Below are 22,276 nucleotides of genomic sequence, written 5' to 3'. Positions count from 1 at the left end.
CTCGAAACAAGCGCATCTTTGCAATAAGGTCGCCCCTGTTCTCCCAGACAGGATTTTCCCATGACAGACCTTTCCCCCATACTTGACCGCGCCGACCGCAACCTCGACGACAGCCTCGACCGCCTTTCCCGGTTGGTACGCATCAAGTCGATCTCCACCGACCCGGCCTACAAGGCGGATTGCCGCGCCGCAGCCGAATGGTTGGTTGCGACCCTTGCCGATATCGGTTTCGACGCATCGATCCGTGATACGGCCGGCCATCCGATGGTGGTTGCCCATCATGCGGGCGCCACGGATGACGCACCGCACGTCCTATTCTACGGCCACTACGACGTCCAGCCAGTCGATCCGATCGAGCTCTGGGAGAACGATCCCTTCGCTCCTTCGGTCAAGGATATCGGCGCTGGGCGCAAGGTGATCACGGGCCGCGGCACGGCCGACGACAAGGGCCAGTTGATGACCTTCGTCGAAGCCTGCCGCGCCTACAAGGAGGTCAATGGCAGCCTGCCGCTCCGGGTCACCATCCTGTTCGAGGGCGAGGAAGAATCGGGCTCGCCTTCGCTGAAGCCGTTCCTGGAAGCGAATGCGGAAGAGCTCAGGGCGAGTTGCGCGCTCGTTTGCGATACGGGCATGTGGGATGGCGACACGCCGGCGATTGCAGCTGCCCTTCGCGGCTTGGTCGGAGAAGAGATCATCATTTCGGCGGCAGATCGAGACCTGCATTCGGGGCTGTTCGGCGGAGCCGCAGCAAACCCGATCCATATCCTGACGGATATCCTGGCAGGTCTGCGTGACGAGACCGGCCGCATTACCCTTGAGGGCTTCTACGATGGTGTCGAGGAGACGCCCTCAAACATCAAGGCGGGCTGGGAGAGCCTTGGCCGCAGCGCGGAGAACTTCCTTGGCGACGTCGGGCTTTCGATACCTGCCGGCGAGAAGGGACGATCCGTCCTGGAACTGACCTGGGCGCGCCCCACCTGCGAGGTCAACGGCATCTGGGGCGGCTATACAGGGGAAGGCTTCAAGACGGTGATCGCCGCCAAGGCGTCCGCCAAGGTCTCGTTCCGTCTTGTCGGACAACAGGATCCGGCGAAGATCCGCGAGAGCTTCCGTGCCTATGTCCGCTCCAGAGTTCCAGCAGATTGCTCCGTTGAGTTCCACGAGCACGGAGGATCTCCGGCGATCCAGCTGTCGTATGACTCACCGGTTCTTACCAAGGCGAAGGCTGCGTTGTCGGACGAGTGGGCCAATCCGGCCGTCGTTATCGGCATGGGTGGTTCGATACCTATCGTCGGCGACTTCCAGAAGATGCTCGGCATGGAATCCTTGCTGGTGGGCTTCGGCCTCGTCGATGACCGGATTCATTCGCCGAACGAGAAATACGACCTTAAGTCGTTCCACAAGGGCATTCGGTCATGGGTGCGCATTATCGCTGCCCTGGCGGCCCGGTAGCCGAAGCTCGGCTCGAACTTTACGCACAAAAAAGGTCGGGCTGGCCCGACCTTTCTGATTCCCGATTCTTTTAGTGCCAGTACATCCGTGGTCACCCAGGAATCGGGACTGGCATTTCCGGCGCGTCCGCTTCAGGCGCTTGAGGCCAACCGCGGCTCTGGCGATCATCATCGCCCCTGCTGGTTAACATTTCGTAAACAACGAATATGCCAACCATCGGCGCGATGGCGCGGTTTCCCGCATTTGCTCACTGCGCCGGAAATGCCGATAGACCGAGAGATGGGAAGAAGGATCTCTATTTGCAAGAGCTAAAATACAAAAAGGCCGGACAGGCCGGCCTTCTCGTCAGAATTCAAACCTGAATCAGGCTGTCTGCAGCTGGTCAGCAGCAACCTTGCCGGAGCGGCGGTCGGTAACCAGTTCGTAGGAGAGCTTCTGCCCGTCGTTCAACGAGCTCATGCCGGCGCGCTCAACAGCGGAAATGTGGACGAAAACGTCGGCGCTGCCGTCATCCGGCTGGATGAAGCCATAGCCCTTGGTTGCGTTGAACCACTTAACAGTACCAGTAGCCATATCGATGCCTTTCTTATGCAAATATCGGCGATGTCCCAGCAAGGCCGGAACGGGGAAGTTCGTATTTGCAGAAAGATGGTCGAGAGCACCGGGGCGCTTAGAGCAGGCTTATCAAACAAATAGCGACGCGAAGGAGATAGAAGCGGGACCCATCCCTGTCAAGAATGAGCGGCCGATCGACTATCCTCCAAAAGCAGAAAACCCGGCGCGGGAGGAGGAGCGCCGGGTTTCCGATACTGACCAGCAACTGGGAGGAGGAGGTGTTGCCGGTCCCATCCAAGGAACGCTGGGAGGAGGAGTGCGTCCTTCGATGATTGAAATATACACCGCCCGCGCTTGGAGAACAGCGATCTTTTCGCAGCGCAGCATTGCATCATATGCATAGCAGAAATGGAGTTGCCTCTGACTCGGCTAAATTCTATTCATTCGACATGAGCCTCGACACCGTCCGCCAGTTCTTTTCCCGTTACGCACCCGATATAGAAGTCATCGTCACCGAGGAGAGCTCCGCCACGGTTGCTCTCGCTGCGGCGGCCCACGGTGTCGAGCCAGTGCAAATCGCAAAGACGATTGGCGTTCAGGCAGGCCCGACCGCAGTATTGGTCGTCATGGCTGGAACGGCCCGCCTGGACAACAGAAAATTTCGGGATCACTTCGGCGCAAAGCCGCGGATGCTGGGTGGTGAAGACGTAACGCAACTCACCGGCCATCCCGTAGGAGGCGTCTGTCCATTCGGACTGATCTCGGACGTGCCGGTCTTCTGCGACGCGTCGCTCCGTGTGGTGCCGGAAGTCATCCCGGCAGCGGGCGCGGCGAATTCTGCCGTCCGAATATCTCCGGAGCGGATGGCCGAACTGAGCAATGCGAAATGGATCGACGTCTGCCAGACGGCCTGACGATTTGCCTGGGCGTCAGTAATAGCGGCGGTACCAGGGGCTACGGTTTTCGAGTGCCTGAGTCCCGACGAGATAGCCAATGGCGAAGCCGATCGCCCCTACCAGCGTGAAGATCGTGGTTGCGGTCGCCGGATGCTCGCGGATCGCTCCGGCGACCGAGCTCGCTTCTTCCTGGACGTAGGATGCCGCGCTTCCGGCGCGGTCCGCGAGGCGGTCCCTCAATGCCGCGACCTCAGCCCTCAACCCTGCAATATCTTCGCCGATCTTTCCGTTCCGATCGGAATCAGTCTCGCCCATCGGCTTCACGCTTCCTGCAGATTCGACCATAGCAGCCTCCATCGTTGCTCGTGCCGGATCAACTTTTCGCGCTGCAATAGGTTCCGTCCCGGAGCCAGCTGCGATGCTCAGGTGCCGCGGCTTTCGGCGAGGATATGGGCGAGCGATTCGAGCTTCTCCTGCTCGCTCAGGCCCTTCTGCATGGAATGGACAAGGATCAGGGCAAGCGCCTCCCCATCGGGGCTCGACTTGCTGATGTTGTGCTCGACACATGCTTGGTCGAACACTTTCTGCAACATGCTCAGCTGGTCCGGGCCTACCGGATTGCGAACCGTCTTAGTCGGCACACGAACCTCCCCTGCTGTTGCGGCCCAAATCAAGTTCCACCCCTGTTCCCTAGAGGGGATTGATCGCATAAACTTTGGCTTTATGAAGGCGGACTTGTGCAGGGCTTGCGTCGAGGCAGGTTGCGCGCACGGAGCTGCGGGGCTAACGGCCCGAAAAAGACGTTGAGCGAGCGCCGGGGGATGGCGCTCGCTCATGGTCGTTCACGGCTCCGCCTTACGCTGCGCCGGCAGGATCGCCGATCGGCAGAAGCGCCGGATCAAGATTCGGATCCTGTGGGTTCTTCGTATCTCCTGGATCCTGAACCGGCGTCAGAGGTGGCTTGCCCTGCGTCCTGTCCGGAATGCCGGGGGTAGAGGTCGGGCCCCGAGGAGTTTCGGACGCCGGTGTCGGTATTGGATCTCTGTTCGGCATGGCATAGTCCTTTCATCGTTCAGGAGCGCAACGGAGTGCGCGCGACATTGTTCCGCTCCAAGGAGGGAAACGGCGGTCACCTGCCACGTCTTTCAGAGAACCTACTCGGTTGCGACGCTCTGCTCTTCGACAGGCTTTTTCTTCGACGCGACGAGCGTCTGATCGTCAGAGGCGACGCTTGCGGTCGTGGTGGAGTAGTCGACAGATGTCGAAGCGGTCACCTTGGGGTGTCCCGCACAGTCAGCCAACGCCGCAGATGCCATCAGGCCGAGCGCCGAAAGGGTTGCGAGAATTAACTTCATGGCATTCTCCTTCCTTGGTTGCGGCTGCAGGGTACGCTCGAACTGTGAGAAGGCAAAATCACAAATCCGCTCCCTGAGCCGAATTTCCTGCCTGCGCCATGAAACCACCGCGGAGGCCATGGGTTCACCCTTCGTGACAACAAGGGAGATCACTCATGAAAAAGATACTCGCCATCGGCTGCGTCACCCTCTCGCTGGCCGCATGCACGGCAACTGAACGTGGCGCCGGTATCGGTGCGGCGACCGGAGCCGTCGTGGGCGGTGCCGTGACCGGAGATGTTCGCGGTGCCGCTGTCGGCGCTGCTGTGGGCGGCGCATCCGGCGCCCTGATCGGAAGCGTGCAGGATCAACCTGGCCGCTGCTACTATCGCGACCGCTACGGAAACCGCTACATCGACGACTGCTGATGTCGACGGCCGGTCTGGATCAATCGGGCCGGCCGCTTCATCTTCCTTCTCCGTTCTTCGAGACAGCGATCCGAGGGACCGGGTCACATCGACTTAAGCGATCGTCTTCTTGAACAGGACGGTACCGTCGTCCCCAATGAAATCGAACTCTGCGCTTTCATCCTTCAGGCAGGCTGCGAGAAAGCCAATGCGCGCCTCGCTGAAGAGTGCACGGGGATGGGGCTTAACCGGACGAGCCTCGGCTCCGGCTCCGGACGTAAAATAGGCTATGCCTTCATCCTCGATGCAGGACAGATCGTGATCATGACCGTTGAGATAGGCATCCTCACGAGGCTTCCTCCAACATGGCAAGTTTATGGCAAGCAGGTGCCCGCACTCTGCGATCGTCGCGCGTTTCTGCGTCTATCATCCGGCGCGCCGGGCCAGTGTCCGTAGCACCGCGTCAATTGGCCGCCGGCAGTGGCGGGATGAGGAGACATCGGGATTTCCTGGAAAGGATACCTCTCAGCCTCGCATTCCAGAGGTCTTAACCCCCCCTTAAATCGCCGCATTTAGAGTCCAGCGGAATGCGCGGGCGATGTGCAACCGCCGGTCGCGGCCGGCGCAGCGGGGGTGACCGACGCGACATGGCGGCGAAACGAAAATCGGGACAGAGGGTCGAGCCCTCCTTTGACGACGGTGAATATGTCGACGAGGATTTCCGGCTTCGTTCCGAAGACCGGATAGCCGGCGGCGGCAGGAAGCGGCCGTCGCCAGCGAGGAAGGAGGCGCCGCGCCGGCCTCGCAAGGGCAAACCGACCCGGCAGTCCCGCGGCTTTTTTGCGCCTCTTCGTTCCCTTCTCTATTGGTGCCTTGTTCTCGGCATATGGGTCGGGATCGGCGTGGGCGGCCTCGTGCTGTACTTCGGCGCCCAGATGCCCGCCGCGAGCACCTGGGCCATCCCGGACCGTCCTCCGAACATCAAGATCGTCTCCACCGACGGCTCCGTGATCGCAAACCGCGGCGCCACGGGCGGCGAAGCGCTGGCGCTCGAGGAGATGTCGCCCTTCATCCCGCAGGCGGTCATGGCGATCGAGGACCGGCGCTTCTACATGCATTTCGGGGTCGACCCGCTGGGGCTGACGCGCGCCTTCATCAACAATGTTACCGGCCAACCGATCCAGGGCGGCTCCACCATCACCCAGCAACTTGCCAAGAACCTGTTCCTCTCCCCCGAAAGAACCTTCGAGCGGAAGATCCAGGAGGTGCTGCTTGCCTTCTGGCTGGAACACAAATTCAGCAAGGACCAGATCCTGGCGATGTATCTCAACCGGGTCTTCTTCGGCTCGAACGCCTATGGAGTGGAGGCAGCGTCGCGACGGTACTTCAACAAGTCCGCTCGTGACGTGAACCTGGGCGAGGCGGCACTTCTCGCCGGGCTGCTGAAGGCCCCTTCCCGCCTGTCTCCCGCGCGCGACCCGGAAGCGGCCGAAGAGCGTGCCCAGGTGGTACTCGGGGCTATGCTGGAGGAGGGCTACGTCACGGAAGACGAGATCAAGACCGCCATGTCCCAGCCGCCCACAAAGGCCCGCAGCTACTGGTCGGGCGCGGAACACTACGCTGCCGACATAGTCATGGACGAGGTCAAGAAGCTGCTTGGCGAGGTGAAGCAGGACGTCGTGGTCGAGACGACCATCGACCTCTCGCTCGAACGCAAGGCAGAAGAGGCCCTCACGGATATTCTTGACGACGAGGGCGGCAAGCTCAATGCCAGCCAGGCGGCCCTGGTCTCAATGGATGCCACGGGCGCCATTCGCGCGCTGGTGGGCGGCAAGGATTACGCGCAGAGCCAGTTCAACCGCGCCGTGACCGCCAAGCGTCAGCCGGGATCCGCCTTCAAGCCGTTCGTCTATGCCGCCGCGCTCGAAGCCGGGATACGGCCGGACTCCGTGCGCAACGACGCACCGGTCCGGATCGGCAAGTGGACGCCGGAGAACTACGACCAGAAGTACCGGGGTCAGGTGACAGTTTCCTCGGCGCTCTCCCAGTCGCTCAACACCATTGCCGCCCAACTGGTCATGGAGGTCGGACCGGACGAGGTGGTGAGCCTGGCGCACCGGATGGGGATAGAGCAGGAGATGCAGCCCAACGCATCCATCGCGCTCGGCACATCGGAAGTGCCGCTCGTGGAACTAACGGCCGCCTACGCCCCCTTCATGAACGGAGGCTACAAGGCGACCCCGCACATCGTGCGCCGCATCCTCGACACGGACGGCAATGTTCTTCACGAGAGCAGCTATGACAACCCGCCGCGGGTGCTTAGCGAGACCATCGTCGCCACAATGAACAGCATGCTCACGCGGGTCATCCAGGAAGGCACCGGCAAGGCGGCGAGGCTCGACAACTGGCAGGCAGCCGGCAAGACGGGCACCACCCAATCCTTCCGCGACGCGATCTTCGTCGGCTTTACCAGCATCATGACCACGGGGATCTGGTTCGGCAACGACGACGGCACCTCGATGAAAAAGGTGACGGGTGGCGGCCTGCCTGCAAGGGCGTGGAAGGAGTACATGACGGCCGCCCATGCAGGCTACTCGCCGACGCCGCTGTTCGGCAGCCATGGCGGCTTCGCGCTGCCACCGGCTGCCGAGCCGGAGAGGGAGCCGACGACGATCGGTGACATTATATCCGGAGTCCTCCCCGGATCTTCTGCGCCCGATGACTATCCGGCCGCACCCTCTGCTGCGCGTCACGATGCCTATCCACCCGAGGGCGAAATTCCCGTCCGCGATTATCGCGAGTACCGTGGTCCCTACGACGGGTTCGAAGATGCACCCATGCCGCGCGAGGGTTATGCTGAAGGCCCGATACCACCTGGCGAAGTCGGTTCCCCGAGCGGGAGGGGATCGGCCCGGCAGACAACCCTCTACGACCTGATCATGGGCCAGTGAGGTCGATAGCGCCGCATTCACAATTGCGTGTTTTTTTACCGGCGTCGGCATGGCGGCGCGCCTTGCAGTCGAAAAATCACGTCCTTATATACGCCGCATGACGCAGCGAATGCTGCCGGAATACACAAGACCATCCCATTCGAGGAACTGTCAGCGGAATGCCTGACCGGGGTTCCGACGGTTCGCTTAAAGGAGAGAGAAAAATGGCAAAAGTAATTGGCATCGACCTCGGCACGACGAACTCCTGCGTCGCCATCATGGACGGCAAGGACGCAAAGGTCATCGAGAACGCTGAAGGCGCGCGCACCACGCCTTCCATGGTCGCCTTCACCGATGACGGGGAGCGCCTCGTCGGCCAGCCGGCAAAGCGCCAGGCCGTGACCAATCCCACCAATACCCTCTTCGCAGTCAAGCGCCTGATCGGCCGCCGCTACGAAGACCCGACGGTGGAGAAGGACAAGGGTCTCGTTCCCTTCGAAATCTCCAAGGGTGACAATGGCGATGCCTGGGTCAAGGCTCAGGGCAAGGGCTACTCGCCTGCGCAGATCTCCGCGATGATCCTCCAGAAGATGAAGGAAACGGCTGAATCCTACCTCGGCGAGAAGGTCGAGAAGGCGGTCATCACCGTTCCTGCCTACTTTAATGACGCGCAGCGCCAGGCAACCAAGGATGCCGGCAAGATCGCCGGCCTTGAAGTTCTCCGCATCATCAACGAGCCAACGGCTGCTGCACTCGCTTACGGCCTCGACAAGAAGGACGGCAAGACGATCGCCGTCTACGACCTTGGCGGTGGCACCTTCGATATCTCGGTCCTCGAGATCGGTGACGGCGTCTTCGAAGTGAAGTCGACGAATGGTGATACCTTCCTCGGCGGTGAAGATTTCGACATGCGTCTCGTCGAATATCTGGCCGGTGAGTTCAAGAAGGACCAGGGCATCGACCTGAAGAACGACAAGCTTGCCCTGCAGCGCCTCAAGGAAGCTGCGGAAAAGGCCAAGATCGAGCTGTCGTCCTCGCAGCAGACCGAAATCAACCTGCCGTTCATCACGGCGGATGCCTCCGGTCCGAAGCACCTGACGATGAAGCTGACCCGTGCCAAGTTCGAAAGCCTGGTCGACGACCTGATCCAGCGCACCGTTGCTCCGTGCAAGGCAGCGCTCAAGGATGCTGGCGTGACCGCCGGTGAAATCGACGAAGTCGTTCTGGTCGGCGGCATGAGCCGCATGCCGAAGGTGCAGGAGACCGTGAAGCAGCTGTTCGGCAAGGAGCCGCACAAGGGCGTCAACCCTGACGAAGTGGTGGCCATGGGCGCTGCGATCCAGGCCGGCGTTCTGCAGGGCGACGTCAAGGACGTGCTGCTGCTCGACGTAACCCCGCTGTCGCTCGGCATCGAAACGCTCGGTGGCGTCTTCACCCGCCTGATCGACCGCAACACGACGATCCCGACGAAGAAGAGCCAGACATTCTCGACCGCCGAGGACAACCAGTCGGCCGTGACCATTCGCGTCAGCCAGGGCGAGCGCGAAATGGCTGCCGACAACAAGCTGCTCGGCCAATTCGACCTCGTTGGCCTGCCGCCGGCACCGCGTGGAGTACCGCAGATCGAAGTCACCTTCGACATCGACGCGAACGGCATCGTACAGGTCTCGGCCAAGGACAAGGGCACCGGCAAGGAGCAGCAGATCCGCATCCAGGCTTCCGGCGGTCTGTCCGACGCCGATATCGAGAAGATGGTCAAGGACGCCGAGGCTCATGCCGAGGAAGACAAGAAGCGTCGTGCAGGCGTCGAGGCGAAGAACCAGGCCGAAAGCCTGATCCATTCGACCGAGAAGTCGCTGCAGGAATATGGCGAGAAGGTCTCCGAGACCGATCGCAAGTCCATTGAGGACGCGATCGCCTCGCTGAAGTCCGCCGTCGAGGCCTCCGAGCCGGATGCCGACGACATCCAGGCGAAGACCCAGACGCTGATGGAAGTGTCGATGAAACTCGGCCAGGCCATCTATGAGGCCCAGCAGGCGGAAGCTTCCGAAGGTTCCGAGGGCGGCAACAATGACGACGGTGTCGTCGATGCCGACTACGAGGAAATCAAGGACGACAAGAAGTCGGCTTGAGGCTCGTCTGTTGGCGACCCTCATGAAGATAGTCGACTAGAAACTCCGGCTGCCATCGTGCAGCCGGAATCCTTTCGGGAGCCGTTACCTCCATGGCAAAAGCTGATTTTTACGAAACCTTGGGTGTCGGCAGGTCCGCTGACGAGAAGGAGTTGAAGAGCGCCTTCCGCAAGCTCGCGATGAAGTATCATCCCGACAAGAATCCGGGCGATACCGAGGCCGAAAAGAAGTTCAAGGAGATCAACGAGGCCTACGAGACCTTGAAGGATCCCCAGAAGCGTGCCGCCTACGACCGGTTCGGACACGCCGCCTTCGAAGCCGGTGGCATGGGCCCTGGCGGCATGGGCGGTGGTTTCGGTGCGGCAGGCGCCGGCGGCTTCTCGGATATATTCGAGGATATCTTTGGCGAGATGATGGGCGGTGGACGGGCACGACGCTCCTCCGGCGGTCGCGAGCGCGGCGCCGACCTGCGCTACAACATGGAAATCACGCTGGAAGAAGCCTTCAGCGGCAAGACCGCCCAGATCCGCGTCCCGACCTCCATCACCTGCGATGTCTGTTCGGGCTCCGGGGCGAAACCGGGGACGCAGCCGAAAACCTGCGGTACCTGCCACGGCTCCGGTCGAGTGCGCGCCAGCCAGGGCTTCTTTTCCGTCGAGCGGACCTGTCCGACCTGTCACGGGCGCGGCCAGACGATCACCGATCCGTGTACCAAGTGCCATGGTCAGGGGCGCGTATCGGAAGAGCGCTCGCTGTCGGTCAACATCCCGGCCGGCATCGAGGACGGCACCCGCATTCGCCTTCAGGGCGAGGGCGAAGCCGGCATGCGGGGCGGACCAGCCGGTGATCTCTACATCTTCCTGTCGGTGAAGCCGCACCAGTTCTTCCAGCGCGACGGCGCAGACCTGTTCTGCACGGTGCCAATTTCGATGACGACCGCCGCACTGGGCGGAACATTTGACGTTGCGACGCTGGACGGGACCAAGTCCCGGGTGACGGTGCCGGAAGGCACGCAGCCCGGCAAGCAGTTCCGCCTCAAGGGCAAGGGCATGCCGGTACTGCGTTCGTCGCAGACGGGCGACCTGTATATCCAGATCCAGATCGAGACGCCTCAGAAGCTGACCAAGCGTCAGCGCGAGCTGCTGCAGGAATTCGAGGACATCTCCTCGAAGGAAAATAATCCCGAGTCGACCGGCTTCTTTGCACGGATGAAGGAGTTTTTCGAAGGCTGAAAATTGGGTTCCTCCTCCGAGGTGTGCATTGAAAGGCAGCGGATTCCGCTGCCTTTTCCTTTTGAGGGTCAGATCATCGCATTGACCGAATAGGCAGCCAGCATCACAGCGAACCCGAACATGCCCGTTGCCGCGAGTTTTCTGATCGTCCGGTTCGTCAGCCGCCCACTCCCGCCCCTGGCGCTCACCGCGCCGACAAGCAGCCAGAAGCTGGCCGCCAGAACAATGATCGCCGACAGCAGCACCAGCCACGGCAAAGCAGCGTTCAGTTCCACCTGAGGCATGATGACCAAGGCGATGATCGGCGCCTTCGGATTGAGCACGGTGGTGAGGAGGACGTGCCGGCCACTCAATTCTCCGTTTGCGGCGGGGGAGCGGGCAGAGGCACCCCAGAGCCGCCAGCTCAGGAAGAGGACCCAGAGGAAAGCCGCACCGCGAACCCACAGGAGCATCGAGGGATAGGCCGCAAAGGCGGGCGCCAGCACCAGAAGCACCGTCAGGACGACGGCCAAATATCCCGTCAGCTCAGCCCCGATAAGTCTGAGCGAACTGCGCCAGCCGCGTTCATAGCCGGCCAGCATCATGAGCGTGTTGGTAGGGCCTGGCGTCAGAAGCAGCAGAAGGAGAGCCGCTGTGAAAGACAGGATGTGCATCGTATGTTGGTCCGTTCGGCCCCTCTGATGAGGCAGATCGTGCTAACACAGGCGCGTCATCTGTAATTGACACCGATCAAGCGGATAGGCGTTGGTATCAATAGTGCGGCGGTCTGGTGATGGCCGGTGCATCAAGCGACGTTTCCTCCAGCGTCAGGAAACGCTCCGTCAGCCGCTCGAGCCTGGCGCGGGTCTGTTCGACCACTTTCCACTGTTCGGCCAGTTGATCGGAAAGCTCCTCGATCGTTTTCGCCTGGTGGGCAACGGTCTCTTCCAGCCTTACGATACGTTCGTCATCAGCGGCCAACGCGCACACTCCCTCAAGGCCCTACGGCAAGCAGCGAGCCTCAGAGCTCGCCCTTTCGCTTGTAGGGCATCAGCATGATCGCCGATGCCGTTACCGCACCCCCGAAGGTCAGCGCAAGAGGTGCGGCGATCATCACGAACGACAGGATCGGTGTCTGCGATCGGCCGATATGGGTGCCGAGGCCATAGAGGTTGAACCAATAGAGGGCAAAGGCGATGCCGATGCCAAGCGCGATGCCAAAGGCAGCATTGATGGCGAGGAACCTCAGCATATCGACATGGTCTCGGCGAGCTTCCTCCGGCGTCATTTCATCTTTGCGTATGGGCATGGATGCCTCCCAGGCGACAGGAACACGATAGCAGGTTCCTTCATTTGTCGCGCGCGACAAACTGCCCAACCGCCCTTTGGTTCCAAGGCGTCGAACTTTGCTTGCCATCGCCACCCGGAAGCCTTAGCTCCTGCCTATCAGACACGGATGTCCATGGCCCAGAAAGCATTCCTTTCCCGTCTCAAGCTCACCGACTTCCGGAACTATGCGGAAGCAGGCCTTTCGCTGGACAGCCGTCATGTCGTGCTGACCGGAGACAATGGCGCCGGCAAGACGAACCTTCTGGAAGCGGTCTCCTTTCTCTCTCCAGGGCGCGGGCTCAGACGCGCCGTTCTCCCAGACGTGACACGCGTCGGGGCGAGTGGCGGCTTTTCCATCTTTGTCGACATGGAGGGCATGGAAGGTGAGGTCTCGCTGGGCACCGGCATTGATACCCTCGGTGAAACCGTCAGCCGCAAGCTGCGCATCAATGGCACCCCGGCACGGTCGACCGAGGAGCTCTCCGAGCACTTGAACGTGATATGGCTCACGCCATCGATGGACGGGCTCTTCACGGGTGCGGCGTCGGAACGACGACGTTTCCTCGACAGGCTGGTTCTGTCGATCGATCCCGCCCATGGCCGCCGCGCAAGCGACTTCGAACGGGCGATGCGCAGCCGCAACCGACTGCTTTCGGAGGGCCGCTACGACCCCGCCTGGGTTTCGGCTGTCGAAGCTCAGATGGCGGGTCTTGGCGTGGCCATGGCCGCAGCCCGTCTGGAAATGCTGGGCTTGCTGCGCCGCTTGGCCGCCGTGGAGGAGACGCCATTTCCCTCGCCGGCGCTGAACCTCGAAGGCTTCCTGGATGATGCGGCCGATCAGCCGGCAGCGGAGCTGGAAGAGCGCTATCTGGCGGCGCTGCAGGAAGGGCGTCATCGCGATGCCGCGGCTGGCCGTACGCTGGAGGGCCCCCACCGAAGCGACCTTCTCGTTCGCCACCGCGAGAAGGATATGGATGCCGGACGCTGCTCCACCGGCGAACAGAAGGCACTACTGATCGGGCTCATTCTCGCTCATGCCCGTCTGACTGCCAACATGACCGGCTTTGCGCCGGTCCTGCTGCTTGACGAGATTGCCGCCCATCTTGATGAAGGCCGGCGTGCAGCCCTGTTCGACCTGGTCGATGGATTGGGAGGTCAGGCTTTCATGACCGGCACGGACCGCGCGATGTTTTCGGCGCTTGCCGAGCGTGCGCAGTTCTTCAGCGTAGAGGGCGGCAGCATCCGCGGCTGATCCTCGCTTTTCCGCCTCCTCCTAGGCTGCTAGATTGCCCTCATGCAACTGACGCCTGAAGAGATCGAACGCTACCGACGCCACATCCTGCTCCCGGAGATCGGCGGCCATGGGCAACAGCGGCTGAAGAACGCTAGGGTGCTGGTCGTCGGCGCCGGAGGCCTGGGTGCTCCAATCCTCCTCTACCTGGCGGCGGCCGGCATCGGCACAATCGGCATCATCGACGATGATGTCGTCTCGCTTTCGAACCTGCAGCGGCAGGTCATCCACGATACGGGCACGATCGGCGAGCTGAAGACGGAGAGTGCGAGGGCGGCACTCGCGCAGTTGAATCCGACCATCCGGGTCCTCTCCTACGAAGAGCGCTTTTCCGAACGGTGGGCCGGCGAGCATCTGCCGCTCTTCGATCTCCTGGTGGACGGATCGGACAACTTCGATACCCGCTATGCATGTGCGGATGCGGCGCTTGCGGCGCAGGTTCCCCTTGTAACCGGTGCCGTGGGCCGCTTCGACGGATCGCTGACGGTCCTGAAGCCCTATGAGGTCGGCATGGATGGAATGCAGAACCCCAGCTATCGTGACCTGTTTCCCGAGAAACCGCCGCAGGGTCTGATACCTGCCTGCGCAGAAACCGGCATCATCGGGGCTCTGGCGGGCGTGATCGGAACGCTGATGGCGATGGAGACCATCAAGGTCATCACGGGTGTCGGTGAACCTTTGATCGGACGGCTTCTGCTGTATGACGCGCTCGCCGCCAGGTTCGACACCATCCGATACAACCGGCGCCCAGCCGAGAGCGCTGCAGAATGACCGAGGTTCGCCGCATTATCCCGGAAGAGTTCGACCATTGGAATGAGCTTCTTCACCTCATCCGGACAGCGTTCCTCTACATGGACGGCGTCATCGATCCGCCCTCGTCTGCACACCGTCTCAATCTGCAGTCTCTGAAGGAAAAGGCTGCGAGCGAAATCTGCTTCATCACCATGCAGGGCAGCGAGATCTCGGGTTGCATCTTCTGTCGGCCCGAACCACCCGATGAACTCTACATCGGCAAGCTTGCGGTACGGCCGCAGATGCAAGGACAAGGCTTGGGGCGGCAGTTGCTGGAGGCCGCAGAAAGTGTCGCCTTTGCAAGCGGCCATAGCCGGCTTCGCCTGGAGACGCGTATCGAGCTTGCGGGCACCCACGCGACCTTCTCACGCTGGGGCTTCGTCAAATCAGCGGAGAGGTCTCACCCCGGCTATGATCGCGTCACGTTCATCGAGATGGTAAAGACGCTGGCCGCCCCGGTAGCGGAAGCCAGCCAGTTGCTGCGGGACTAGCTTCGGCCCGGCAGAACCCGGTTCGGCGGCCTGTGCCCGTCGAAGAAGGTGCGGATGTTGATGATGACCTTGTCACCCATGTCGATCCGGCCTTCGATCGTCGCTGATCCCATGTGGGGCAACAGAACGACGCGCCCCTCATTAGCCAGCTTCACGAGCCTGGGATTCACAGAAGGTTCATTCTCGTAGACGTCAAGTCCGGCGCCGGCGATCTTGCCGTCGCGCAGCAGCTGGATCATCGCCGCTTCGTCGATGATGTCGCCACGCGCGGTGTTGACGATGAGACTGGTGGGCTGCAGCAGCGCGAGGCGCCGTGCTGACAGAAGATGGAACGTGGCTGGTGTCGACGGGCAGTTGACGGAGACAATATCGACGCGCGCCAGCATCTGGTCGAGACTGTCCCAATAGGTCGCCTCGAGTTCCTCCTCCGTCGCAGGATGAACCCTCTTGCGGTTGTGGTAGTGGATCGACAGGCCAAAGGCTTTGGCACGCCTTGCGACGGCGGTGCCGATTCGGCCCATGCCGACAATGCCGATCCGCTTGCCCCAGATGCGACGACCAAGCATCCAGGTGGGAGACCAGCCGGCCCAATCGCCCGGATGGTCCGTCAGTATCCGCGCACCCTCGGGTAACCGGCGCGACACCGCGAGAATCAGCGCCATCGTCATGTCGGCCGTGTCTTCGGTGAGGACATTCGGGGTGTTTGTCACCGTAATGCCCTTGCGGGCGGCAGCCTCGATATCGATGTGATCCGTGCCGTTGGAAAAGCTGGCGATCAACCTGAGATCCGGCCCTGCCTCGTTGATCAGGGCCTCGTCGATCCTGTCCGTCACCGTCGGCACGAGCACGTCCGAGGATCTCATCGCCTCGACGAGCTGCTCGCGCGTGCGCGGCACATCGTCGACATTCAACTCCGCGTCGAAAAGCTCGCGCATCCGGGTCTCAACGGCATCCGGCAGCTTGCGTGTGATATAGACCTTGGGTTTCTTCTTCGCTGTCATGGGCGTTGTATTCAGAGGTCCTTAACCAAGTCGCGCGATAGTCTGAGCATAGAGGGCGTTTCTACCAGACCCGTCGGCGAAGACAAACAAAACCTCGCAGGAGCCGGGTTGTCGATGTCGCCCACCTCGCTGGCGGCCGGCCCGCAGGCACCGCCCACTCTCGGAAGAACCCGCATGCGCAGCGTCATCCTTACCCTACTGCTGGCAGTCTCCATCGGAGCGATCCCGGCGCTCCATTCCACTCCTTCCCTTGCACAAGGCGCGAAGGGGCCAAGCGGCCTGCCCCTGCCCCGCTTTGTCAGCCTGAAGTCCAAGCGGGTGAATATCCGCATCGGCCCCAGCACCGACTATGCAGTCGCGTGGATGTATCTGAAATCGGGCACGCCGATGGAGATCATCCAGGAATACGACAACTGGCGGCGCGTCCGGGACGCCGATGGTACCGAAGGCTGGGTCAACCAGGCGCTCCTGTCGGGTGAACGAACGGCGGTGGCGGCTCCCTGGATGCGCGGCAAGGCAGAGGACGTCTTCGTCAATATGCGCCGCGAACCACAGTCCTCCGCAACCGTGACAGCAAAGCTCCAGCCCGGCGTCGTCATCTCGATCGACGAGTGCAATGGCGACTGGTGCCATGCGTCGGTCAATGGCGCCGAAGGCTGGGTCAGCCAGGCGGAAATATGGGGAGCGTATCCCGGAGAGGCGTTCAGGTAGCCGCCTCGGGCTACAGCAGACCCTCGCCGACCGCGGCATCGCGCAGTGAAACCATGGGGCGCGGGCCGATCTGCTTGATGACGATCGCCGCCGAGAGGCATCCGAGCTTGCCGCAATCGGAAAGCGAGCGGCCTTGGGTATATCCATAGAGGAAGCCGGCAGCGAAGAGATCACCTGCGCCCGTGGTGTCGACCAAGTCGTCGACCTTGTAGGCATCGATCTTCACGCGCTCCTCCCCGCGAAGGATGATGGCGCCTTCCTCACTGAGGGTGACGGCAGCAAGCTTGCAGTCGGCAGCGATACTCTTCAGAGCCAGTTCGAAGTCATCCGTTTCGTAGAGCGACAGCGCCTCCTGCTTGTTGGCGAAGACGATGTCGACGGTGCCCGAGCGCATCAGGTCCAGGAATTCGGAGCGGTAACGATCAACACAGAACGGGTCCGACAGCGTCATGGATACTTCCCGCCCGTTCTCGTGGGCGATCCGGGCGCACTCGAGAATCGCCTCCTTAGCGCGTGGCGGATCCCAGAGGTAGCCCTCGAAGTAGGTGACGGCGGATTCGGCAACGATGGCAGGCTCCACGTCGCCGGGGCCGAATTCAACGCAGGCACCAAGGTAAGTATTCATCGACCGTTCGCCATCCGGGGTGACGAAGATCATCGAGCGCGCGGTGGGTGGATTGGTCCCCTGCGGCTTCGTCGCATAATGCACGCCCTGTGCGCGGATGTCGTGCTGGAAGATGCGGCCAAGCTGGTCCTCGGCTACCTTTCCGAAGTAAGCGGCCCTGCCACCGATACCGGCAACGCCTGCCGCGGTATTGCCAGCCGATCCTCCAGAAGCTTCGACCGCAGGACCCATCCTGGAATAGAGGAGTTCTGCGCGATCGGCGTCGATCAGGTTCATCGCGCCCTTGATGATGTTATTCTCGGCTAGAAACTGGTCGTCACATCGGGCGATGATATCTACGATCGCGTTTCCTACCGTCAAAACATCAAACTGCGGCATGCTGCCAGACCTTTCTCGAACTCGTCATCGGCACCTTTTTGCATAGGCGAAGGAAAAACCCCATAGCCCGGCGTCAATTCCTTGTCGGCCTCAGACGTTTTTCGGCATAGATGGGGCTCAGCCTCTAGATCATATTCATTCCCTCGAAAGCCAGTGACTTGTCCGCAGTTCTCATCAACGTAGCCCCTGTCTTCCTGCTCATCCTTATCGGCTGGATTCTTGCCCGAACGAAAGTCCTGAACGAGGCAACGGGGGATGCCCTTGGAGAGTTCGTCTTCAAGATCGCGGTGCCCATGCTGATCTTCAGCACCCTGGCTAACGCCCATTTCGATGGCGTCTCCCCCTTCCGCCTGTGGGCCGCCTATTTCGCAGGGGTGGCGGTCACCTGGACCGCCGGTCATCTGGTCGCAAAGCATGTCTTCAAGCGAGACGACAAGATCGGCGTGATCGCCGGCATGTCGGCTGCCTTCGCGAACAACGTGTTCATTGGCCTGCCGCTCGTTGGTCGCTCCGTCGGAGCCGAGGGGCTGCTCGCTCTTTCCATACTCCTTGCGATCCACCTGCCGCTGATGATGATCGTCGGCACCATCCTGATGGAACGGGCCACCGTGATCGTCGATGGGGGCAAGGGGCGCGGATTGAAGGCCATTCTCGCTCAGGTCGGTTGGAACCTCGTCCGCAACCCGCTGGTAATAGCACTCGGCGCCGGCCTCGCCTTCAGCCTCTCCGGGCTGACGCTAACGCCGGTCCTCTCGACCGTGGTGACGCAATTGTCGAGCGCGGCAGGACCGGCCGCGCTGATTTCGATCGGTATGGCCCTCACACGTTATCCGGTACGCGGCAATATCGGGCTGACGGGCGCGATCGCTGCCCTGAAGCTGCTCCTCCTGCCTGCTGCCGTGTTCCTGATGGGCAAGGCGCTCGGCCTCAGCCCGGCATGGGCGGCGGCCCTCGTGCTGACCTCGTCGGTGCCGACCGGCATCAATGCGTGGCTGATCGCCCAACGGTTCCGGGCAGGACAAAACATCGCCGCCTCCACCATCAGCGTCACCACGGCGCTTGGGGTCATTTCGGTCAGTTTCTGGGCATGGCTTCTCGCCTAGGCGAGCAATCATAGGGCGGAGATCGGCTTGCGACGAAAAAGCCCGGCTCAAGGCCGGGCTTCAAACTGATCTCTGGTGAAAGAGAATTAGTTGTTGGCCGGTGCAGGCTGCTGGCCTACCGGGGCTGGCTCTTCCGCGGCAGGAGCGGCCGGCGCTTCGGCTGCAGGTGCAGCACCTTCGGCGGCGGGAGCTTCGGCAGCGGGAGCGGCAGGAGCTTCGGCTGCAGGAGCGGCAGGCGCCTCGGCCGGAGCAGCGGCTTCACCTTCGCCAGCAGCAGGAGCAGCCTCCTCCGCAGGAGCAGCACCTTCAGCAGCGGGAGCAGCGGCTTCACCCTCGACGGGAGCGGCTTCAGCCTCTGGAAGCGGAGCCGGGTTGTCAGACAGCGACCGCAGGTAGGCAATGACGTTCGCCCGTTCGTCGTCCTTCTTCAGGCCGGCAAAGCCCATGGCCGTACCAGGAACGTGCTGCTTCGGCGCCAGCAGGAAGCCGTTGAGATGATCGTAATCCCAGACGACAGAACCGCCCTCAGAAAAATCCTTCATCGCTGCCGAATAGCTGAAGCCTTCGTGCGAAGCGATCGGCCTATTTACAACGTCCCAAAGGCCGGGCCCAACCTTGTTGGCGCCGCCCTGATCGGCGGTGTGACAGCTCGCACACTTCTTGAACGAAGACTCTCCGGCTGCAGCGTCGGCGCTGGCCAGGAGGGTCGCGATCGGCACGGCAGCTTCTTCCTCGGCGCCGCCCTCCTCACCACCGGTTTCCGCGGCGACAATGGCAAAGCCTGCCTGTTCCGGAACTTCCGAGTGCCAGATTCCTTCGGACGCAATCGAAACCGTCATCATCACGAAAACGGTGGCAAGAAAGGCTCCTACCGCCATGTTCACGTACGAGTTCATGCAAACGCTCCCTTGCAACCGCCGGGGTACAGGCGGGCCATCTTGAAATCGCGCGGAACCTATGTCTTTTGCTTTACGGTTGCAACACGATTATACGGCAGTGCGTGAGACTTTTTGACACTGATCAACGCGCTTTTGAAGGCCTTTCATGACCAACATTGCCAATGAGCGGACGCTGGTGCTCATCCCTGCGCGTATGGCCTCGACCCGGCTGCCCGGAAAGCCGCTGGCAGACATCGCGGGCCTGCCGATGATCGTCCAGGTCGCAAGGCGTGCGCGGGAAGCCGATGTGGGCCGGATCATTGTCGCGGTGGACCATCAGGACACATATGATGCAGTCGAGGCGGCGGGCTTCGAGGTCGTCATGACCCGAGGCGACCACCAGTCCGGTTCCGACCGGATCTTCGAGGCCGTCCAGAAGGCGGACCCGGATGGAAAAATCGACGTGGTCGTAAACGTGCAGGGAGACCTGCCGACCATCGAGCCAGTATCCGTGCGCGCTGCCCTCCGTCCCCTGGAGAACCCCAGCGTCGACATCGCTACGCTGACGGTCCAGATTTCCGACGAACACGAGAAGACAAACGCCAATGTGGTCAAGGTCGTCGGTTCGCCGCTTTCGCCGACACGGCTGCGGGCGCTCTACTTCACCCGTGCCACGGCACCGTACGGGCCGGGTCCGCTCTACCATCACATCGGGCTTTATGCGTACCGCCGGAAGGCACTGGAGCGGTTCGTTTCGCTTGGACCGTCCGTACTCGAGAAGCGTGAGTCGCTCGAACAGTTGCGGGCCCTCGAAGCTGGCATGCGCATCGACGTTGAAATCGTTGACTCGGTTCCGCTCGGTGTCGATACTCCGGCCGATCTTGAAAAGGCTCGTGTAATTCTCTCGAGTCGCTCTTCCTGAGGCGCTTTCTCCATGACCCAGACCACCAACAGGATCGCCTTCCAGGGCGACTTCGGCGCCAATTCCGACATGGCATGCCGGGACATGTTCCCGTCCATGCAGCCGCTCCCTTGCCCTACTTTCGAGGACGCCTTCGTGGCGCTGGAGAGCGGAGAGGCGGATTTGGCGATGATCCCGATCGAGAATACGATCGCAGGGCGGGTTGCGGACATCCACTATCTCCTGCCGGAATCGCGGCTGCACATCATCGGCGAGTATTTCATGCCGATCCGCTTCCAGCTCATGGTGCTGCCGGGCGTCACGCGGGAAGAAGTGCGGACAGTGCACAGCCACATCCACGCGCTTGGCCAGTGCCGCAAGATCATACGCTCCAACGGCTGGAAAGCAGTCGTCGCGGGCGACACGGCCGGTGCCGCCAAGCTGGTAGCCGAGAAGGGAGACCGGACCATGGCCGCCCTCGCCCCGCGGCTTGCCGCCGATCTCTATGGTCTCGATATCCTGGCCGAGAATGTCGAGGACACCGAGAACAACGTGACGCGTTTCGTCGTCCTCTCACGGGACGAGCACTGGGCGAAGCGGGAGGACGAGTCCGAGATCATCGTCACCACCTTCGTTTTCAACGTCCGCAACATCCCGGCCGCCCTCTACAAGGCCATGGGTGGATTTGCCACCAACGGTGTCAACATGACGAAGCTGGAGAGCTACCAGTTGGGCGGCAAGTTCGTCGCTACCCAGTTCTATGCGGACATCGAGGGCCATCCCGACGACCCGGCGGTGCGGCGGGCACTCGAGGAGTTGCGGTTCTTCTCCGAGAAGGTCCGCATCCTCGGCGTCTACAAGGGTCATCCGATGCGCGGGGCGCTGCAGAAGCACTGACCTCCTAAGGCCAGTCGACCCAGTCGCGGATCAGCCGATGAGCGATCGCACCTGCCGGAGGCGCAAAGAAACCATCTCCTGGCTGAGCCTCCAGGATGCGCCCAACGTCCTCTCGTGAAAACCACCGGCAGTCGGCGATCTCCTGCTGATCGATCTTGATCTCGGTCGATGTTGCTTCCGCATAGCAGCCGATCATCAGCGAATGCGGCATGGGCCAGGGCTGCGACGCATGATAGCGGACGCGCCCGATGCGAATGCCCGACTCCTCGAAAGTCTCACGGCGGACAGCGTGTTCGATCGTTTCACCCGGCTCGACGAACCCGGCGAGACAGGAGTACATCCCCTCCTGGAAATGGTGGCTGCGACCGAGAAGGCATTGGTCGCGCTGCTCATCAATGATGAGCATGATCACGACGGGATCAGTACGCGGAAAGGTCATGTGCCCGCAGGCACCGCAGACGCGCCGATACCCGCCGATCCGGCTCTCCGTCGCCGCCCCGCACTTGCCGCAGTAGCGGTTGGTCGCATTCCAGTTGATCAAGGCTGCGGCCTGGGCCGCCTGGCCGAGCAATTCCACATCCAGAAGCCCGTCCCGATAGAGCGCACGCGCCTCTGTCGGCTTGAAGTGAGCGGCAAGGTCGTCCGCGGCCACGCCGACGGGAACGGCGATCCGAGGCTCGCCATTCTCGCAATAGCCGAGCAGGACAGCATTGTCGAAATCGGGCTGGAACTCCATGAGTTCGTAGGCAGCAAACAGCGGATCCAGCACCTGACCGTCATGCTTCAGGATCAGCCGGCTCCCGGTGAAGGCGAGCAGATGGGTGCCATCCACCTTCAGAGCCTCCTCCAGGCAGTTCTCCTCCCGGTACTCGGACCTGCGATCCAGCGTATTGCCGGAGAAAGCGGTGAGATTGCTGGCTTCCGGATGCGGTGCATTCGTGTCGAAAGGGGAACCGGTCATG

Annotated in this window: 25 protein-coding genes; 13 read left to right on the top strand and 12 right to left on the bottom strand. The window is 61.8% G+C overall.

What is annotated here, in order from left to right; translation table 11 throughout:
- Nucleotides 1-60: 60 nt before the first annotated feature.
- On the top strand, nt 61-1,452 hold the full coding sequence (locus tag ACEPP2_RS13515; protein WP_395516903.1) for a dipeptidase: 1,392 nt from the start codon (nt 61-63) through the stop codon (nt 1,450-1,452).
- Nucleotides 1,453-1,815: 363 nt separating this feature from the next.
- Here ACEPP2_RS13515 and ACEPP2_RS13510 read toward each other — a convergent pair whose 3' ends face one another.
- A complete protein-coding gene (locus ACEPP2_RS13510) occupies nt 1,816-2,025 on the bottom strand; it encodes a cold-shock protein (RefSeq protein WP_052641191.1) in 210 nt (69 codons plus the stop codon).
- A 431-nt stretch (nt 2,026-2,456) separates the two neighbouring features.
- On the opposite strand from ACEPP2_RS13510, the gene ACEPP2_RS13505 reads away from it, so the two are divergent.
- The gene (locus ACEPP2_RS13505) at nt 2,457-2,921 is read left to right on the top strand and encodes a YbaK/EbsC family protein (RefSeq protein ID WP_052642402.1); all 465 of its coding nucleotides are present in this window, start codon (nt 2,457-2,459) and stop codon (nt 2,919-2,921) included.
- Nucleotides 2,922-2,936: 15 nt separating this feature from the next.
- Here the strand turns inward: ACEPP2_RS13505 and ACEPP2_RS13500 are convergent, their stop codons facing one another.
- The 4 genes from ACEPP2_RS13500 to ACEPP2_RS13485 all read right to left on the bottom strand — a co-directional run bounded on the left by ACEPP2_RS13500 (nt 2,937) and on the right by ACEPP2_RS13485 (nt 4,258).
- On the bottom strand, nt 2,937-3,248 hold the full coding sequence (locus ACEPP2_RS13500) for a hypothetical protein (RefSeq protein WP_281977738.1): 312 nt from the start codon (nt 3,246-3,248) through the stop codon (nt 2,937-2,939).
- 77 nt (nt 3,249-3,325) lie between these two features.
- Nucleotides 3,326-3,544 (bottom strand): hypothetical protein, encoded by a 219-nt coding sequence (locus tag ACEPP2_RS13495; RefSeq protein ID WP_052641186.1) that lies wholly within the window; start codon nt 3,542-3,544, stop codon nt 3,326-3,328.
- Nucleotides 3,545-3,758: 214 nt separating this feature from the next.
- Nucleotides 3,759-3,956: a hypothetical protein gene (locus ACEPP2_RS13490; RefSeq protein ID WP_052641184.1), complete on the bottom strand. Its 198-nt coding sequence runs from the start codon at nt 3,954-3,956 to the stop codon at nt 3,759-3,761.
- 101 nt (nt 3,957-4,057) lie between these two features.
- The gene (locus ACEPP2_RS13485) at nt 4,058-4,258 is read right to left on the bottom strand and encodes a hypothetical protein (RefSeq protein WP_139346251.1); all 201 of its coding nucleotides are present in this window, start codon (nt 4,256-4,258) and stop codon (nt 4,058-4,060) included.
- Between the two features lie 155 nt (nt 4,259-4,413).
- On the opposite strand from ACEPP2_RS13485, the gene ACEPP2_RS13480 reads away from it, so the two are divergent.
- From ACEPP2_RS13480 to dnaJ, 4 genes are all read left to right on the top strand, one after another.
- Nucleotides 4,414-4,665 carry a glycine zipper domain-containing protein gene (locus tag ACEPP2_RS13480; protein WP_052641180.1) on the top strand — a complete coding sequence of 84 codons (252 nt, stop codon included), beginning with the start codon at nt 4,414-4,416 and terminating at the stop codon, nt 4,663-4,665.
- A 626-nt stretch (nt 4,666-5,291) separates the two neighbouring features.
- Nucleotides 5,292-7,595 (top strand): transglycosylase domain-containing protein, encoded by a 2,304-nt coding sequence (locus tag ACEPP2_RS13475; protein ID WP_395516902.1) that lies wholly within the window; start codon nt 5,292-5,294, stop codon nt 7,593-7,595.
- 203 nt (nt 7,596-7,798) lie between these two features.
- On the top strand, nt 7,799-9,706 hold the full coding sequence (gene dnaK, locus ACEPP2_RS13470) for a molecular chaperone DnaK (protein WP_052641174.1): 1,908 nt from the start codon (nt 7,799-7,801) through the stop codon (nt 9,704-9,706).
- 92 nt (nt 9,707-9,798) lie between these two features.
- On the top strand, nt 9,799-10,938 hold the full coding sequence (gene dnaJ, locus ACEPP2_RS13465; RefSeq protein ID WP_052641172.1) for a molecular chaperone DnaJ: 1,140 nt from the start codon (nt 9,799-9,801) through the stop codon (nt 10,936-10,938).
- A 68-nt stretch (nt 10,939-11,006) separates the two neighbouring features.
- On the opposite strand, the gene ACEPP2_RS13460 is transcribed toward dnaJ, so the two are convergent.
- From ACEPP2_RS13460 to ACEPP2_RS13450, 3 genes are all read right to left on the bottom strand, one after another.
- Nucleotides 11,007-11,591, bottom strand: a complete 585-nt coding sequence (locus ACEPP2_RS13460) for a LysE family translocator (protein ID WP_395516901.1) — start codon at nt 11,589-11,591, stop codon at nt 11,007-11,009.
- Nucleotides 11,592-11,688: 97 nt separating this feature from the next.
- Nucleotides 11,689-11,898 (bottom strand): SlyX family protein, encoded by a 210-nt coding sequence (locus ACEPP2_RS13455; protein WP_395516900.1) that lies wholly within the window; start codon nt 11,896-11,898, stop codon nt 11,689-11,691.
- A 40-nt stretch (nt 11,899-11,938) separates the two neighbouring features.
- Entirely contained in the window at nt 11,939-12,226 is a 288-nt protein-coding gene (locus ACEPP2_RS13450) for a hypothetical protein (protein ID WP_395516899.1), read from the bottom strand.
- Nucleotides 12,227-12,379: 153 nt separating this feature from the next.
- Between ACEPP2_RS13450 and recF the strand changes: the two genes are divergently transcribed.
- From recF to ACEPP2_RS13435, 3 genes are read left to right on the top strand one after another with little or no spacing between them, the layout of a single operon-like run.
- Nucleotides 12,380-13,498 (top strand): DNA replication/repair protein RecF, encoded by a 1,119-nt coding sequence (recF, locus tag ACEPP2_RS13445; RefSeq protein ID WP_052642400.1) that lies wholly within the window; start codon nt 12,380-12,382, stop codon nt 13,496-13,498.
- A 42-nt stretch (nt 13,499-13,540) separates the two neighbouring features.
- Nucleotides 13,541-14,308: a molybdopterin-synthase adenylyltransferase MoeB gene (locus ACEPP2_RS13440; RefSeq protein ID WP_052641166.1), complete on the top strand. Its 768-nt coding sequence runs from the start codon at nt 13,541-13,543 to the stop codon at nt 14,306-14,308.
- Nucleotides 14,305-14,820, top strand: coding sequence for a GNAT family N-acetyltransferase (locus ACEPP2_RS13435; protein ID WP_395516898.1), 516 nt, complete (start codon nt 14,305-14,307; stop codon nt 14,818-14,820). Before ACEPP2_RS13440 ends, ACEPP2_RS13435 begins: the two co-directional genes overlap by 4 nt.
- Here the strand turns inward: ACEPP2_RS13435 and ACEPP2_RS13430 are convergent.
- A complete protein-coding gene (locus ACEPP2_RS13430) occupies nt 14,817-15,821 on the bottom strand; it encodes a 2-hydroxyacid dehydrogenase (RefSeq protein WP_052641162.1) in 1,005 nt (334 codons plus the stop codon). The genes ACEPP2_RS13435 and ACEPP2_RS13430 overlap by 4 nt on opposite strands.
- A 174-nt stretch (nt 15,822-15,995) precedes the next feature.
- Between ACEPP2_RS13430 and ACEPP2_RS13425 the strand changes: the two genes are divergently transcribed.
- On the top strand, nt 15,996-16,532 hold the full coding sequence (locus ACEPP2_RS13425) for an SH3 domain-containing protein (protein ID WP_052642398.1): 537 nt from the start codon (nt 15,996-15,998) through the stop codon (nt 16,530-16,532).
- A 10-nt stretch (nt 16,533-16,542) separates the two neighbouring features.
- On the opposite strand, the gene ACEPP2_RS13420 is transcribed toward ACEPP2_RS13425, so the two are convergent.
- Nucleotides 16,543-17,535, bottom strand: a complete 993-nt coding sequence (locus tag ACEPP2_RS13420; protein ID WP_395516897.1) for an adenosine kinase — start codon at nt 17,533-17,535, stop codon at nt 16,543-16,545.
- 158 nt (nt 17,536-17,693) lie between these two features.
- Here ACEPP2_RS13420 and ACEPP2_RS13415 point away from each other — a divergent pair, with 158 nt between their 5' ends.
- Nucleotides 17,694-18,638, top strand: coding sequence for an AEC family transporter (locus ACEPP2_RS13415; RefSeq protein ID WP_142589013.1), 945 nt, complete (start codon nt 17,694-17,696; stop codon nt 18,636-18,638).
- An 86-nt stretch (nt 18,639-18,724) separates the two neighbouring features.
- Here ACEPP2_RS13415 and ACEPP2_RS13410 read toward each other — a convergent pair whose 3' ends face one another.
- Nucleotides 18,725-19,534, bottom strand: coding sequence for a c-type cytochrome (locus ACEPP2_RS13410; protein ID WP_395516896.1), 810 nt, complete (start codon nt 19,532-19,534; stop codon nt 18,725-18,727).
- 148 nt (nt 19,535-19,682) lie between these two features.
- On the opposite strand from ACEPP2_RS13410, the gene ACEPP2_RS13405 reads away from it, so the two are divergent.
- On the top strand, nt 19,683-20,438 hold the full coding sequence (locus tag ACEPP2_RS13405) for a 3-deoxy-manno-octulosonate cytidylyltransferase (RefSeq protein WP_395516895.1): 756 nt from the start codon (nt 19,683-19,685) through the stop codon (nt 20,436-20,438).
- 12 nt (nt 20,439-20,450) lie between these two features.
- Entirely contained in the window at nt 20,451-21,314 is an 864-nt protein-coding gene (locus tag ACEPP2_RS13400) for a prephenate dehydratase (protein ID WP_152336397.1), read from the top strand.
- A 4-nt stretch (nt 21,315-21,318) separates the two neighbouring features.
- On the opposite strand, the gene nudC is transcribed toward ACEPP2_RS13400, so the two are convergent.
- A complete protein-coding gene (nudC, locus tag ACEPP2_RS13395) occupies nt 21,319-22,275 on the bottom strand; it encodes an NAD(+) diphosphatase (protein ID WP_152341399.1) in 957 nt (318 codons plus the stop codon).
- Nucleotide 22,276 lies beyond the last annotated feature (1 nt).

This window comes from Pseudorhizobium flavum (genome assembly GCF_044142885.1).
GTDB classification, from domain to species: domain Bacteria; phylum Pseudomonadota; class Alphaproteobacteria; order Rhizobiales; family Rhizobiaceae; genus Neorhizobium; species Neorhizobium flavum.
This window is presented reverse-complemented; position numbering and strand designations above follow the sequence as displayed.

Coding starts and splice junctions, on each gene's coding strand:
- ACEPP2_RS13515 (WP_395516903.1), top strand. CDS start 61: ATGACAGACCTTTCCCCCATACTTGACCGCGCCGACCGCAACCTCGAC.
- ACEPP2_RS13510 (WP_052641191.1), bottom strand. CDS start 2,025: ATGGCTACTGGTACTGTTAAGTGGTTCAACGCAACCAAGGGCTATGGC.
- ACEPP2_RS13505 (WP_052642402.1), top strand. CDS start 2,457: ATGAGCCTCGACACCGTCCGCCAGTTCTTTTCCCGTTACGCACCCGAT.
- ACEPP2_RS13500 (WP_281977738.1), bottom strand. CDS start 3,248: ATGGTCGAATCTGCAGGAAGCGTGAAGCCGATGGGCGAGACTGATTCC.
- ACEPP2_RS13490 (WP_052641184.1), bottom strand. CDS start 3,956: ATGCCGAACAGAGATCCAATACCGACACCGGCGTCCGAAACTCCTCGG.
- ACEPP2_RS13485 (WP_139346251.1), bottom strand. CDS start 4,258: ATGAAGTTAATTCTCGCAACCCTTTCGGCGCTCGGCCTGATGGCATCT.
- ACEPP2_RS13480 (WP_052641180.1), top strand. CDS start 4,414: ATGAAAAAGATACTCGCCATCGGCTGCGTCACCCTCTCGCTGGCCGCA.
- ACEPP2_RS13475 (WP_395516902.1), top strand. CDS start 5,292: ATGGCGGCGAAACGAAAATCGGGACAGAGGGTCGAGCCCTCCTTTGAC.
- dnaK (WP_052641174.1), top strand. CDS start 7,799: ATGGCAAAAGTAATTGGCATCGACCTCGGCACGACGAACTCCTGCGTC.
- dnaJ (WP_052641172.1), top strand. CDS start 9,799: ATGGCAAAAGCTGATTTTTACGAAACCTTGGGTGTCGGCAGGTCCGCT.
- ACEPP2_RS13460 (WP_395516901.1), bottom strand. CDS start 11,591: ATGCACATCCTGTCTTTCACAGCGGCTCTCCTTCTGCTGCTTCTGACG.
- ACEPP2_RS13450 (WP_395516899.1), bottom strand. CDS start 12,226: ATGCCCATACGCAAAGATGAAATGACGCCGGAGGAAGCTCGCCGAGAC.
- recF (WP_052642400.1), top strand. CDS start 12,380: ATGGCCCAGAAAGCATTCCTTTCCCGTCTCAAGCTCACCGACTTCCGG.
- ACEPP2_RS13440 (WP_052641166.1), top strand. CDS start 13,541: ATGCAACTGACGCCTGAAGAGATCGAACGCTACCGACGCCACATCCTG.
- ACEPP2_RS13435 (WP_395516898.1), top strand. CDS start 14,305: ATGACCGAGGTTCGCCGCATTATCCCGGAAGAGTTCGACCATTGGAAT.
- ACEPP2_RS13430 (WP_052641162.1), bottom strand. CDS start 15,821: ATGACAGCGAAGAAGAAACCCAAGGTCTATATCACACGCAAGCTGCCG.
- ACEPP2_RS13425 (WP_052642398.1), top strand. CDS start 15,996: ATGCGCAGCGTCATCCTTACCCTACTGCTGGCAGTCTCCATCGGAGCG.
- ACEPP2_RS13420 (WP_395516897.1), bottom strand. CDS start 17,535: ATGCCGCAGTTTGATGTTTTGACGGTAGGAAACGCGATCGTAGATATC.
- ACEPP2_RS13410 (WP_395516896.1), bottom strand. CDS start 19,534: ATGAACTCGTACGTGAACATGGCGGTAGGAGCCTTTCTTGCCACCGTT.
- ACEPP2_RS13405 (WP_395516895.1), top strand. CDS start 19,683: ATGACCAACATTGCCAATGAGCGGACGCTGGTGCTCATCCCTGCGCGT.
- ACEPP2_RS13400 (WP_152336397.1), top strand. CDS start 20,451: ATGACCCAGACCACCAACAGGATCGCCTTCCAGGGCGACTTCGGCGCC.
- nudC (WP_152341399.1), bottom strand. CDS start 22,275: ATGACCGGTTCCCCTTTCGACACGAATGCACCGCATCCGGAAGCCAGC.